The sequence below is a fragment of the Stieleria maiorica genome, assembly GCF_008035925.1.
GTDB classification, from domain to species: Bacteria; Planctomycetota; Planctomycetia; order Pirellulales; family Pirellulaceae; genus Stieleria; species Stieleria maiorica.
In genome coordinates this window covers 4,461,255-4,475,455 of record NZ_CP036264.1, presented here as the reverse complement: position 1 = coordinate 4,475,455, position 14,201 = coordinate 4,461,255, and the positions used below count along the sequence as shown (strand labels likewise).

The 14,201-nt window shown below is 57.9% G+C and carries 10 protein-coding genes; 2 read left to right on the top strand and 8 right to left on the bottom strand.

Annotation, left to right across the window (positions count from 1 at the left end; all coding sequences use genetic code 11):
• Positions 1 to 142: 142 nt before the first annotated feature.
• Positions 143 to 2,101, bottom strand: a complete 1,959-nt coding sequence (acs, locus tag Mal15_RS15080; RefSeq protein ID WP_147868538.1) for an acetate--CoA ligase — start codon at positions 2,099 to 2,101, stop codon at positions 143 to 145.
• A gap of 186 nt (positions 2,102 to 2,287) precedes the next feature.
• On the opposite strand from acs, the gene rsgA reads away from it, so the two are divergent.
• On the top strand, positions 2,288 to 3,448 hold the full coding sequence (gene rsgA, locus Mal15_RS15075; RefSeq protein WP_147868537.1) for a ribosome small subunit-dependent GTPase A: 1,161 nt from the start codon (positions 2,288 to 2,290) through the stop codon (positions 3,446 to 3,448).
• Positions 3,449 to 3,575: 127 nt separating this feature from the next.
• On the opposite strand, the gene Mal15_RS15070 is transcribed toward rsgA, so the two are convergent.
• From Mal15_RS15070 to Mal15_RS15050, 5 genes are all read right to left on the bottom strand, one after another.
• Positions 3,576 to 4,550, bottom strand: coding sequence for an NADPH:quinone reductase (locus Mal15_RS15070; protein WP_147868536.1), 975 nt, complete (start codon positions 4,548 to 4,550; stop codon positions 3,576 to 3,578).
• 220 nt (positions 4,551 to 4,770) lie between these two features.
• A complete protein-coding gene (locus tag Mal15_RS15065; RefSeq protein WP_147868535.1) occupies positions 4,771 to 5,688 on the bottom strand; it encodes an NAD(P)-dependent oxidoreductase in 918 nt (305 codons plus the stop codon).
• 114 nt (positions 5,689 to 5,802) lie between these two features.
• Positions 5,803 to 6,993 (bottom strand): ABC transporter permease, encoded by a 1,191-nt coding sequence (locus Mal15_RS15060; RefSeq protein ID WP_233903458.1) that lies wholly within the window; start codon positions 6,991 to 6,993, stop codon positions 5,803 to 5,805.
• Between the two features lie 22 nt (positions 6,994 to 7,015).
• A complete protein-coding gene (locus Mal15_RS15055) occupies positions 7,016 to 7,969 on the bottom strand; it encodes an ABC transporter ATP-binding protein (protein WP_147868533.1) in 954 nt (317 codons plus the stop codon).
• Between the two features lie 768 nt (positions 7,970 to 8,737).
• On the bottom strand, positions 8,738 to 9,124 hold the full coding sequence (locus Mal15_RS15050) for a hypothetical protein (RefSeq protein WP_147868532.1): 387 nt from the start codon (positions 9,122 to 9,124) through the stop codon (positions 8,738 to 8,740).
• Between the two features lie 787 nt (positions 9,125 to 9,911).
• Here Mal15_RS15050 and Mal15_RS15045 point away from each other — a divergent pair.
• Positions 9,912 to 11,345, top strand: coding sequence for an IS4 family transposase (locus Mal15_RS15045; protein ID WP_147866711.1), 1,434 nt, complete (start codon positions 9,912 to 9,914; stop codon positions 11,343 to 11,345).
• A 1,246-nt stretch (positions 11,346 to 12,591) separates the two neighbouring features.
• On the opposite strand, the gene Mal15_RS34095 is transcribed toward Mal15_RS15045, so the two are convergent.
• Entirely contained in the window at positions 12,592 to 13,155 is a 564-nt protein-coding gene (locus Mal15_RS34095) for a hypothetical protein (RefSeq protein WP_167546833.1), read from the bottom strand.
• Positions 13,152 to 13,889 (bottom strand): hypothetical protein, encoded by a 738-nt coding sequence (locus Mal15_RS15030; RefSeq protein WP_147868528.1) that lies wholly within the window; start codon positions 13,887 to 13,889, stop codon positions 13,152 to 13,154. Before Mal15_RS15030 ends, Mal15_RS34095 begins: the two co-directional genes overlap by 4 nt.
• Between the last annotated feature and the right edge of the window lie 312 nt (positions 13,890 to 14,201).

Sequence of the window (14,201 nt, the reverse complement as noted above, 5' to 3'; positions counted from 1 at the left end):
GCCATGAAAACGCACCGGTGCCCGTAGGCTCGCGCCATACGGCTGATTAAATCAACAGGCCGTCATGACTTTCGGTCGGGGGCGGCCGTGATTGCGACCACGCTCGTATCGAGCGTGGCTACGTCAACGCGGCATCGTCCTGCTACGACTCTTCTTCGCGAAGCTGTGCGAGGACGGTGAAATCTTCCAGCGTGCTGGTGTCCCCGACGGCCTCGCGTCCGGCGGCGATGTCACGCAACAGGCGCCGCATGATCTTGCCGCTCCGCGTCTTCGGAACCGACGCGGCAAATCGAATGTCATCGGGTTGAGCCAGTGCGCCGATCTGCTTTCGCACATGGTTCCGCAATTCCTGACGCAGCTCTTCGCCGGGATTCGGATCGGTCACGGTAACGAAGGCGGCGATCGCTTCGCCCTTGCACTCGTCGGGACGACCGACGACGGCCGCTTCGGCCACGGCGGGGTGGCTGACCAGCGCACTTTCGACTTCGATCGTGCTCAGCCGGTGCCCCGAAACGTTGATCACGTCGTCGATTCGGCCCATGATCCAATAATAACCGTCCTTGTCACAACGGGCGTTGTCTCCGGTCAGGTACGCATCCTTGAAGGTTGCCCAGTACGTGCTGACAAAGCGATCGTCGTCGCCCCACACACCGCGCAACATTCCCGGCCAAGGTTGCTGGATGCACAGCTTGCCGCCGTGCTCTTGGTCGACCGCCGATCCGTCTTCGGCCAGAATCGTCGGGACGACGCCGGGCAGCGGCTTGGTGCATGAACCGGGTTTGGTGGGCGTGACTCCGGGCAGAGGGCTCATCATGATGCCACCGGTTTCCGTTTGCCACCAGGTGTCGACGATCGGGCACTTCTCCGCCCCGATCTTCTTGTGGTACCACATCCAGGCTTCGGGGTTGATGCCTTCACCGACGGTTCCGAGCAGACGCAGGCTGGACAAGTCGTGTTTGTCGACGTGCTGATCGCCCCATTTGATGAAGGCCCGGATCGCGGTCGGTGCGGTATACAAGATCGTGACCTTGTACTTTTCGACCAGATCCCAAAAACGGTCTTCGGCGGGATGATTCGGCGCTCCCTCGTACATCAAACATGTCGCGCCGGCCGACAGGGGACCGTACACGATGTAGCTGTGCCCGGTGATCCAACCGCAGTCTGCCGTGCACCAGTAAACATCGTCGTCACGATGGTCAAAGACCCACTGGAAGGTGCGTTTGGCCCACAGATTGTATCCGGCCGTCGTATGACGAATCCCCTTGGGTTTTCCGGTACTGCCAGAGGTATACAGAATGAACAGCGTCGCTTCGCTGTCCATCGGTTCGGCCGGCAGGTCGCCGGATTGCTTGTCCACGACGTCGTGCCACCACACGTCGCGCCCCTCTTTCATGACGACGTCGTTTCCGACGCGTTTGAGCACCAGACAGGTTTCCACCGACGGCGACTTTTCCAGCGCCTCGTTGACGGTCTCCTTCAATGGCAACACTTTCCCGCGCCGGTACAGCCCATCGGATGTGATCACCATTTTCGCTTGGGCGTCTTGGTTACGGTCGGCGATCGATTCGGCGCTGAACCCCGCGAAGATGACCGAGTGGATGGCACCGATCCGGGCACAGGCCAACATCGCGATCGCCAGTTCCGGCGTCATCGGCATGTAAATGCTGACGATGTCTCCCGCCTCGATTCCCAACTCACGAAGTGCGGCCGCACACTTGCTGACCTCCGTCTTCAACTCGCTGTAAGTCAGCGTGCGTGTATCGCCCGGTTCGCCTTCCCAGATGATCGCCGGGCGGTCGCCCAGCCCCAGTTCGATGTTGCGGTCCAGGCAGTTGTAGCTGGCGTTGGTCTTGCCGCCGACGAACCACTCCGCGTGTGGCGGTTCCCATTTGCAAACCTGATCAAACGGCTGGAACCAATGCAGATGTTCCAGCGCTTCTTGACGCCAAAATCCGTCGCGATCGTCGCGCGCTCGGGCATAAAGTTCGTCGTATTGCTCGATCGACCCGATCACGGCCTTCTGAGTGAATTCGGCCGGGGGGGGGAAGAGACGGCTTTCGTCAAGAACGTGGTCGATCTGGCCAGAGGAAGATTCAGACATCCAATGCGTATCCGCAAAAAGGTAGGAAATTCGGAGACGCGCTAGTTTAACCAACGGAAATCCAGGCCACCACACCGCATCGCCAAGGGAGCGTTCCGCTCGATTGACACCGCCGGGGCGGGGCACGCCGTTCCCGGGAAAGCAGTGCGTTTGTGGCGAAGTGGTCCCATTGGCTAAACTTTTCCGATGGCAAGAAAGAAACCGAAATCGAATCAATCTCGCGTCAGTTTTCGCAAGCGGCATCAGGGTCGCGTCCGGGACAGCGACCTGACCCGGCAATTCAACGCCGGTGACCAGGAATCGCTTGCCGACGCGGTCAAGCACGAACGGGTCAGCGGAAAAGGCGATTTGACACGCAAACGCACCGTCGTCGGTGTCAAAGCCGATGCGCCGGCGTCGGCCGACACCACGGAGTCCAACGATGCGGCGCTGATCAGCGGCCGCGTCCTCCGCGCCCACGGACTTCACAACACGGTGCTGGCCGACGACGGACGCACGTTTGAATGTTCCATCCGCCAGGTTCTCAAATCGCTCAGCATTGACGGACGCGGTACCGTTGTCGCCGGGGACCGAGTTCAATTTCGATCTGAATCGGAGACCGAGTCGGAATTGACCGGCATGATCGAATTCGTCGCCCCGCGGCACGGCATCATCAGCCGTCAAAGTCGCGGGCAGCAACACATCATTGCCGCCAACGTCGATCACCTGTTGATCGTCACCAGCGCCGCCGAACCGACCCTCAAACCGGCGTTGATCGACCGGTTTCTGCTGTCGGCCGAACAGTGCGGGTTGAACCCCGTGGTGATCATCAACAAGTGCGACTTGGTCGATCCCGCGTCGCTGCAGCCGATCCTGGGCGTTTACGCCTCGCTGGGCTACCGAGTCCTGCTGACCAGCGCCGACCGCGGCACGAACATCGATTACTTGAAAGAACTGCTGAAAGGCAAACAGACGGCGCTGTCCGGCCAAAGCGGCGTGGGAAAAAGCAGCCTGCTCAATGCCGTCCAGCCGGGGTTGGGGCTGGCGGTGTCGGAGGTCAGTAAAGACAACCAGAAAGGACGTCATACGACGACGACATCGACGCTGATCCCGCTGCAAGGCGAAGACGCGGGCTGGGTGTTCGACACGCCGGGAATTCGACAATTTCAACTGTGGGACATCACCGCCGAAGAGGTCGCCGGATTGATGCCCGATCTGCGTCCCCACGTCGGTGCCTGCCGCTATGCCAACTGCTTGCATCTGAGCGAAGACGACTGCGCCGTCAAAGATGCCGTCGCCGACGGACGTATCGACGCCCGCCGCTACGACTCCTACTGCCACCTACTGGAAAATGACTTGCTGATTTAGAGTGCGGGATTGGGATGCCAGCGGGACGCGTCAGCGAGCGGCCCGTGTGTTGTTCCTCGTGGGCCACTGGCTGACGCCACGTGCTGGCATTTGCGACGCGCCGTCAAGTGCAGCGACGCGTTTTCGTTCACACCGTCAGCACTATCTTTCCGCCGACGTTTTCGGCTTCTTGAATGCGATGGGCTTCGGCGGCCTCGGCCAACTCAAGCCTGTGGGCGATGTTCGCTTGAAGTTTCCCTTCGGCCATCCAGCAGTTCATGTCGTCCGCACACCGCCGCATTTCCTGGGGCGACGCTTTGAACATCACGAACCCGTGCAGCGAACACTCTTTGACATAAAACGGTCCGACTGGAAACTCCGGCCTCGAATCGCGACCGGCCATCAGCACCATTCGGCCCCGAGGGGCCAGCAGATCGACCGCCTCGTCGAAGTTCGGCATCCGACGTGTTTCCCAAAACAGATTCACCCCTGCGGGCGCGAGCCGTTTGACGCCTTCGGCGATCGAATCGGTCGAATAGTTAATGACGTGATCGGCGCCCAACTCGGTCGCCCGCTGGTACTTTTCGTCAGTGCCCGCCGTCGTGATCACCGACGCGCCCGCCGCCTTGGCCATCTGCACGACCATCGCGCCGACGCCGCCGGTCCCACCGATGACGCAAACCGTTTCGCCCGCCTGGATCGCGCCGCAGCGGAACAATCCGAGATGCGCCGTCACTCCCACCAACGCATTGGCAGCGGCGGTGGAAAAATCGACCCCGTCGGGCAAGGGAAAACACCACTCGGCATCGACAGCGATCTGCTGGGCAAACGTTCCCTGACGCCCCAACAGGCCTTGGTTGGTGCACCAGATCCGATCGCCGACCGCAAACGAATCAACGCCCGCCCCCACCGCTTCGACGACTCCGGCCGCGTCGCTTCCGGGGATAAACGGGTTGGGCAACTCGAACGCCACCAATCCGCTTCGCACGTAGGTGTCGATCGGATTGACCGAGACGGCGTGATTGCGAATCAATACCTGGCCGTCGCCGACCGCAGGTCCGTCCAGGTCGCCGAATTGGATCGATTCGGCAGGCCCGGTTTGAGTGATGTAAGCAGCTTTCATAGGATCACCGTGATGGTATGGGTGAGCGACTCTTTAGATTTTTACCGATCCTAGGTGGGGTGAGCCGTATCGCGCTAGCGTACGGGCCCCCTAGCGTACGGGCCCCCTAGCGTACGGGCCCCCTAGCGTACGGGCCCCCTAGCGTACGGGCCCCAACCATGGACAAAACGCCCCCGGGACCGAAGGTTCGCGCCGTACGGCTGTTGAAACCATTAGGCCGCTAGCGGTTTTCGTTCTTCCAGTCAAAACCATTCAGTTTTGCGAGTGCCAGAATCAACGCTTGGGTTCCATCGCGTCGATGTCCCTGGGCGGCAACGGCATGATACAGTTGGTAACCGAGCGCGAGCCCTGGCAGTGCGAGATTTCGTTTGGAGGCTTCGTCGAGTGCGATCTTCATGTCTTTCAAGAAATGCTCGACGAAGAATCCCGGGTCGAAGTCGCCGTTGATCATCCGCGGAGCAAGATTCGAAAGCGACCAGCTACCCGCGGCCCCCGACGAGACACTTTTCAGCACAGTCGGGATGTCCAAGCCGACCTTGTGCGCGTACAGCAGGCCTTCGCAAATCGCGATCATGCCGCTAGCGATCAACGTTTGGTTGACCATTTTGGTGTGCTGGCCGGATCCGGGACCGCCTTGATAGACGATGGTTTTTCCCATCAGTTGAAACAGCGGATCGACCCGACGAACCGTCTCGGCATCACCGCCGATCATGATCGACAGAGCCGCGTTGCGTGCCCCCAGGTCCCCGCCGCTGACGGGGGCATCGATCGCCTGAGCACCGATCGCCTTGGCCGCCTCGGCGATCTCGATCGCCAAACTCGGATCGCTGGTCGTCATGTCGACCAAGATCATCCCCTCGCGCGAACCGGCCAACACGCCTCGGTCACCGAGCATCACCTCGCGAACGTCGCTGGGGAATCCCACGATGGTAAACACGACGTCGCTGTTTTCCGCCACCGCTTGGGGGGAATCGACCAACGTGGCGCCTTTGTCGAGCAAACCTTGTGCTTTTTCCGCTGACCGATTGTAGACCGTCGCTTGGTATCCCGCGTCGATCAGATGGCCACACATGCTGTGCCCCATCACTCCGGTGCCGATCCAACCGATCCTTGTTTTGCCGGGTTCAATAGCTGTCATTCTTGCTGATCAAAAATAGGAATTAACACGAGAAAAAGGTGGGATAGGCTTCCAGCCTGTCAATGACCAGATCTCGACAGGCTGGAAGCCTATCCCACTTTCCGGACCGCTTGGTCAATCAAATTCCCATCGAATCGCCAGCGCCCGAGCGACAAGTAGAAACGCTACCGCGGCAATCATCAACACGGCTAGCTGCGGCGACAACGCCTCGACGGGAAGATCCCGCCAAAAAACCTTGTCGTACCCATCCAGCGCCCACGCGTTAAACGTCCACAGCCCCAATTCTCTCATCCGCTCGCTCATCACATACCGGGGCACCATCGACCCACCGAGGGCGCTCATCGTCAATATCAAGATCACGGACAGACCGTTCAGCTGGCCCCGCGTCTTGCACAGCGTGGCGAGGAACAGTCCAAACGCCGCCGCGGCGGAACTGGTCACCAACGTCATCATGACGAAACCGTCCAAGTGCCCCCGCAAATCGACGCCGAATGCAAATTGCCCCCACAGGAACATCACGCAGACCTGCACGAACCCGAGTGCCGTCAGGTAGAACCACTTGCCGAGCAACAGTTGGTCCATCGTCAACTCGGTCGACAACAACCGATCCAGCGTCGTGTTCTCACGTTCTTCCAACAACACGCCGCCGCCCCCGGTGGCACCAAACAATAAAAACATGACCGCGATGCCGGCGGCATACATGCTGACCACCGGGTTGGCCTTGTCCTCTCCGATCACGTCAACGATCTGCACCAATTCGGCCGGATCCGAAAGGCTTGATGCAACCTCAGCGCTGGACTGAACCGGCGATGCGTCGACGGGAGGACGCCGGACGGTCGCCTGTCGCACTCCGCCGGTCTGCCGTATCCGGCTCGCCTGGCGCGTTTTGGCGATCACCAATTCTCGCCCCACCAACGCCGAGACCACTTGGCCGGCGACCTGGTCCGACGCATCGGCCAACAGCTCGGCTCGGATCGCATCGCCCTGGTCGGCCTTCAGCACGATTGCGATCGTCACGCTGCCATGACGCACCATTTTCGATGCCTGCTCGAACGTCAGCGGCTGGTCGTCTGCTTCGTCGTGCATCAATCGAAGCCCCGCGCTGTCACGCAAGGACTCGACAATCGTGGCGCTCACCGGCGACTGCATTTCGTCGACCACCACCACCTTGACCTTCGGCGTCGTTCCGCTGCCGATTCCTTTTCCAAAGATCAACGCAAACACGCTGAAGAAGGCAATCGGAACGACGAACGTCAACAACAGTTCGACGCGATTGTGCAGCAGCCGTCGAAGGCTGATGTGCATGATCGTCCAAATCACGTGTGTCTTAATCCCTCAATTCGTTGCCGGTCAAATGCAGAAACACATGGTGCAGCGAAGGCGCATGCACTTCCATATCCGACACCATGTATCCGTCCTTTCGGACCGCTTGCAGAAACGGCGCCAAATCAACCGCCACATCATCGATCCGTGTTTCAATCATTTCTCGGCCGGCGATTCCTACCTGATAAGATCGAACCGAGCCACCGCCGGGGACCGTCACCGGCGCCACCAGCGGTCGATCAATTCGCACCTTGACCAATCGCGAGTGTCCCACCGTGCTCAACACCAGTTCGTCGATGGTCCCGTCGGCGATCACGCGGCCTTGATCCAAGATCACGATCCGGTCGCTGCGCTGTTCGGCTTCGTCTAAATGATGCGTCGTCAACAGAATCGAAGCCCCTTCTTCATTCAGCTGATCGAGCATCGTAAAGATCCGTTGGCGGCTTTGCGGGTCCACGCCGACGGTCGGTTCGTCCAGCAAAATGATCTTCGGGCGGTGCAGGACTCCACAAGCCAGATTGACGCGTCGCTTCATCCCCCCGGAGAACCCCGCCACCAGGTCGCCCGCTCGGTCTTTTAATCCCGTCCAGTCAAGCGCCCACGCCACGCGCTTCTTCAGCTCACGCCGTGGCACGCCATGGAACTTGCCAAACGCGAAGAGGTTTTCACGCGTCGTCAGGTCGCCGTAGAGTGCGAGATCTTGGGGGACCAGCCCCAGCGCCTGCCGGGCGCCGATCGAATGGATCGGGTGCCCCAACACCTTGATCGTGCCCGCGGTCGGCCGCGTTCGCCCGGCCAAGGCACGGATGAGCGTCGTCTTTCCTGCGCCGTTTGGACCGAGAAACGCAAGACGCTCGCCTCGCTGAAGCACAAAATCGACACCGCGCAACGCCTCTAAACGTCGGTAATTCTTGCGCAGATTGACGATCTCTAAAGCAGGAGCTTCGGCGTGGATCACGGCGTTCGTATCAGACCAGGGTTTTTGGGGCCTCTTTCGAACCTCGAGTATGTCAAACCTGTCCGCTCACGTCACCGCGAAAAGAGGCGAAAAGAAAAGCCCCCAGGCCATTCAAATTGCCCATCCTGGCAATCTGAACAAGCTTCGACGCCACCCGACCTGTCAGTACCAGGATCAATCGTTGGGCCACGTGAGATCAATAGGTTGATCAGCCAACAACGCTGATGGCCAATGTACTCCGTCAGAATGACCTCGGGGAAATTCGAACACCTGGATTGGATTTGTCTTCGCTGTACCGTCGTGATCAAGCCCGCAGGGCCTCAAGCACATCGCCAGACGAGTCGACATCGCAACTAAGAACGATGACATCAAAAGCGAATCTCAGTAAAAAGAGGTCCGTTGAATTCCGGCGGGCGCAGTCCGGGCGCATCAATGGCAGCCCTGATGTCAGGTGTCGGACAATGCCGGCAACAGCAGAAGAGATTGCAACCACGAAAGAAGCGAAAAACACGAAAGACGACGTGCACCGCAGTCAGGCGTCGGTTAGCAGCGCGAACGTCGACGATCACCGCGAGAGATCTTCCATCTTCAAAACACGCGACTCACCTCATCTGCTAAATGCATTTGGATCGAGCCCAGTCGGTCGAAGCAAAACCCAACAGCGATCTAGGCGGCCGCGCGAGGGTTACCGGGCTTCTTGAATAGAGGACTTGAACTTCGGCTTGCAAGCTCGCGAAGTCAAATCCTTACTGGTCATGCGATTCGGAACTATGCCAACGCTCTTCGTTCGTTGATCTCGTCAAGACAAGCGTTGACGTAGTCTGTGTGATCCGGCCAGCGATCCCGAATCGATACGTACAATGCGATCGACTGCTCCCAGTCGCCAAGCGTCGCAAGTCGTGAAGCGGCAGCCAACGCATCGTCAGGATCATCGAAGGAATCAGGCGTTCGCCGACGGAGTTGTTCAGATGGGCGAATTGCCAACCAAATGAATGCGGACAGCAGGCCTAGAAGCCAAAACAACAGAACGATGGCACCACCGCTTTGGCCCCGTTTCTGCGCGTCACCGACAGCCCATGCAGCAGGACCGAAATAGGCGCAAATGAACAACACGATGAAGAGGATGCCGACGACGGCTTGACCAACCTCGCTCATTCAGACGCTCCAAGTTGCTCTTTTCTTCGAATAACGATCAAAATTACCCGGTCGCGACTGTCTACATCCACTCCCGCACCAAAGTACGAGCATGGTCGACGGATGCGCCCACCATGGCGCCGACGGTCGCACAGAGCCCGTGCTCTTGAGTAGGGTGCTTACCAAGTAAGGAAATTGCCCAGATCAACGCAATTGTTGAAAATAGGGCAATCATTGCAAGAGCCGTGGCTCGTCTGTGTGAGCATGAGCATGCGATGATAGCGACAGGCAGAATCCCGGCAAACATCGCTTGCTCTGGATGCACCGACACGAAGGCGCAAAAGATTGCGAAAACGGCCGTGTACACGAGAATCCATTTGAGTGTGTATTGATTCGACCGCATCAGCGCTGAAACAGGTTGGGCGAAACGTAAATCGTCTTATCAACTGGCGAACGGCCTGTGGTCACCGCGTCGGCGCGATCGACCGGAACTCAAATTCAAACTCAATTCGCCGACGGCGGTGCACCACCTGGTTCGCGCGGATCGGCTAGGACGACAGCTTGAGCCATCTTTGTTGGTTGCCAATGTACTCGATTCAGAATGGGCAAGGGAAATCCGACTTCCCTGACAACCATCTTTCCGCTGGACCGTCACGATGAAGCCCGGAGGGCTGACACTGTGCTTGCCGGTGGCGTCAGCCCTCGTTGTTATACACAAATTTTTGATGATGTATTGATTCGCGAAATCGCTCAAACTGTTGCTCACAGGGAGTTCAGGTGCACGACAGGTAGCAACGGAGTGTTTGCGATGGTGAGCCAATGGGTGATTGACGAATTAGAAACGGTGGATCTTGGCGACAAGAGACGAAATGAACGACTTGCCGAAGTGCTCTCCGCCATGGCTGGTTTGCCGAGCAAGAGCATTCCTGCTGCAGTCGGCGCAGGACACAACGAAACAACGGCAGCCTACCGACTTTTTGATAACGATGCGATCTGCTTTGAGGACATTTTAGCGCCCCATATAGATGCCTGCTATAAGCGTCTTGCTGAGCAAGAAGTTGTCATCTTGGCTCACGATACGACGGAACTGGATTTGACGAAACCTAACACGCAAGTAGAAGGGGCCGGTCCGCTAGATGGCAGTTCACGCTACGGCGAGTTGCTTCACCCGCTGATGGCGTTCACTCCCACCGGCACGCCCTTAGGAACCGTTGCAGCGGAACTTTGGACTCGCGAGGAAGGTCCGTCAAAAGCCGATGATCGAAAGAAAGTGCCGATTGAAGAGAAGGAGTCTCTGCGATGGCTTGAAAACCACCGCGAAGCACAGTTAATCGCTAGCGAGCACCCCGAAACGCAAGTTGTCTGCGTGGCTGACAGCGAAGCGGACATCTTTGAAGTCATCGAGTGTAATTCCGATTCTCCAAAGAACTTTTGGTGGATTATTCGCAGTTGCTATGACCGTTCGATCGTTGATCAGCACGGTCGGCCATCAGGAAATCTGCATGAAAAACTCGCCGCGAGCAAAGTACGCTACACCAAAGCGATAACGATTCGTTCGCACCAACCCAAGTTAGCCTGTGACAAACGAGCACGCAATCAACCGCGAGAGGCACGCCAATGCGAACTCGAGGTGCGTGCAACGACGCTGACACTGAAGAACCCCTATCGGCCCGATCGACACCTACGGCCCACGAAAGTCAACGCGATTTGGGCTCACGAGATCGATCCGCCTGAAGGGGATACGCCTATCAGTTGGCTGTTGCTGACCAATATGCCGATTTCGAACAAGGAAGAGATTGAGCTGGTGTTGTCTTACTACTGCATTCGCTGGTTGATCGAAGTATTCTTCCGAACTCTCAAATCAGGCACTCGCATCGAAGCAAAGCGGTTTGAAAAGATCGAACGATTCGAGCGTTGTCTCGCTGTTTCGATGATCTTGGCGTGGCGAACGTTCTACAGCGTGCGGATCGGTCGCGAATGTCCAGACGTCAGCTGTGAAGCAGTATTCGTAGCCGACGAATGGCAGCCGGTATACAAGATCGTCACCGGGGAAGATCCGCCAAAGAAACCACCGACGTTGAAGGAGATCGTCCGCATGATCGCTCGGCTTGGCGGCTACATCGACCGACCACGACATGACGAGCCTGGCACCGATACGGTCATGCGCGGCATGGAACGACTCTACGACATCAGTAGTTGTTGGCGAAGCTTTGGTCCAAATGCAACCAGATCAGGGGAATGAATTGTGTATAACAACGAGGGCGTCAGCCACCGGCCTCCAGTGCAATGAACCACCAAGGCCTGAAGGGCCGGCCCAATGGCTCTCTTGGCGGCCCGGGAGCGATCGACGCCCGAATACTGTGTCGGCCCGCTGGGCCTTGAGCATCGATCGGAATCCATCCCCGGCGGCTGACGCCACCGGCAGACACTCTACCGGCCCTCCGGGCCTCAGACACATCGCCCGGGCAGCCGGTCCGTTGGATTCAGCAAACACTTTACGGTCGTCATATCAGGCGTCGGTTTGTCAGCGCACCAGTCAAACGACGAAACCAAATGCGAATCCCAGGAAACAGAGGGCTGAAAAATCCGATGGGCGCTCTTCGAGCGCATCCGTCAAACCGTGGATGAAGAGTCAACCATGGAGAGACACAGAGAAGTGGATCGTTGCCGTTGGGCATCGGTTAGCAGCACGTACGTTACGCGTCATCGGGTACGCGCGAAAGATAATCAACTTCAGAACCGCCCGACTCGCGTACTCTGGTGCACGCGATCGACCGGAACTCAAAAACTAACTCGACTCGCCGACTGCGGTGCACCACTTGGTTCACGCGGATCGGCCACGACGACCGTGAAAACCAGCGCCGCTGATGGCCAATGTACTCGATTGGAGTCGCCGTGGGGCATCCAGTGACCCAATTTGCGGCCGGCACTTTGGACGTCGGATTGCCTCGGAACGTGCCCCTTTGGATGCTGGCTGGTCTCTTCTGACAAACACAATGGAACACCGTGCGATCCATCGAAAACCTCGGGGCAGGGAAGTTCGGGCCTTTTGTCGACATCAAGCCATGTGGCAAACGAATAGATGGCAGACGAATGAATGCAGCTCGTTCTGCCGACGTTGGTCGATTCTCTCCCGTTTGTCTGCCAATCATTCGTCTGCCACATCTCCCCCCGTCTCTATCGCGGATGAGCGTCAATAAAGAGACTCCCGTTTGCCCCGCGTATCAGGCGTCGGTTTGTCTTCGTCAGTCGAGCCGACCGCGCACCTATCGAACCGTGACATCAGGAGCAAATCCTAGGAAACTGAGGTCTGATGAAATCCGGTGGGCGCAATTCGAGTGCACCGATCAAACCGTGGATTGATGAGCAACCACAGAGGTCTCGGAGGGCCACTGAGAATATGTGGGCCGTTGCGGTCAGGAGTCGGCTAGCAGCGCGAACGGTGCGGTTCAGCGGGGCCGCGCGAGCGACTCACCACTTCAAGGACGTCAACTCGCGGCCTCCGTTGCAACCGATGGTTCGTCGATTTCGTTGTCCGGTCGAGTCCATTCCGACACGCGATACTGAGCAAACCACGACAAGGCCAGTGTTGTTCCGGCGATGATGGCGGTAAGTGCGGCGACCACTGGGTTAAGTTGTACGGCAAGGAGAAAGACAAAGGCAAGTGGCAAGAGGAGGATCACGAGAGTCCCAAGTTTAAGCCGTGAAAGCGCGACCAACCGCGCAGTAAACCATGACAGTAGGCCAGAAGCCGCCCCGATCGAGCCGTAGAGTCGGAAATAGAACCCTCGGTCAACCAGCGGGATGGGCCACGCCAAATCAATCATGAAGATCAACGAGGTTGAAAGCGCACACCATCCAGCGATCCAAGAAAGCACGAACACAGGGCGAACGATGAAATGGGGACGGCTCGCTGTGGTTGAAGGCTCTTCTGCTGCAGGGCGGTACGGATTCACTGTCGCCATTGCCCCTTCGACGAACGGCCGCGATAACCGAGTCGCGGCGATTGATTTTCCATTGTCAAAAAAGACGACTCCGCGACTTCGGTTCATCGCCTGGTTCTGCCATCGTTAGCGTCGGGGAAATGCCCGGACATTGCAAGTTCCAGTGTGTCCCTAAAGGCCACGTCGTCGAGTACATCAAGGACACGATTCCGAACCTGTTCAGCCTCGTCGCGCCGTCCATTCAACGACAACAGCGCCACGATAGTCGCGGAGTTGGTCTCAAAATTCCGACGTGCGAACCTTGGTGGCGATACATCCGAGTCTTTCCATGATTCTTCGTGTTTCAAACCGATCTTGTATGCGGAGATCGACGTGTCAACTCGTTGTTCCCATTCAAGAAACGGTGCACACTGCTGGTACATGCCGTCAGCCACCAACAATTCCTCCGCAACGTGATAGATTCGTTTTGCGTTGTCTGGATGCTCCCCCGCGATTTCCATAAAGAGACCAATTGTTCGTCGGTCGTCACCCAAGTAGTGATTGAATGCGGATACATCGTGAAAAGACTCGAAGTCACCGCTCTTGTCCCGGCAGCGCTGTTCCAATTCATCGCGAAGCCTAGTGAAGGCCTCAAGGGCAGGCGGGTATTGTTCCGCTAGATCCATCCAGTAGCCCAGCGCGAAGGACAACCTGACACCACCCATTCCAGTTTCCGAGCGTGACGCTTCGTGGAACCAAAGGAACTCCTGAAGCGCGTCGTCGTACCGATGTGCGTGTGCGTCATCAACAGCGGTATCGAGCACCTCGGAGGGCTTCATCCCAGGTTCAGGTTTCCACGCCATTGGATCTCCGATTGGCAGAACGGGAGTGTTCAGTGGCGTGCGGCTAAGTGCCAAGCGTCTTTGATTCACCGCTAGAACGTGATTCTAGCACATCTCGCAACCACGCGACCAACTAGCACGTCCACTGCAACGCGTTGTTTGGCGGCGCGAGGGTGCCGTCGCATACAGCGGAGTCAATCGGAGTTGCAATCCTGCAACGATCCTTATTGAAGCTGAGGTTCGTTGTCGCCCCACAATCACCGACATGCTTTAGGAGGTCCAGCATGACCTATTCAGATCCTAAGTTTGTCACCAGTTGATTCCTTTACCAAT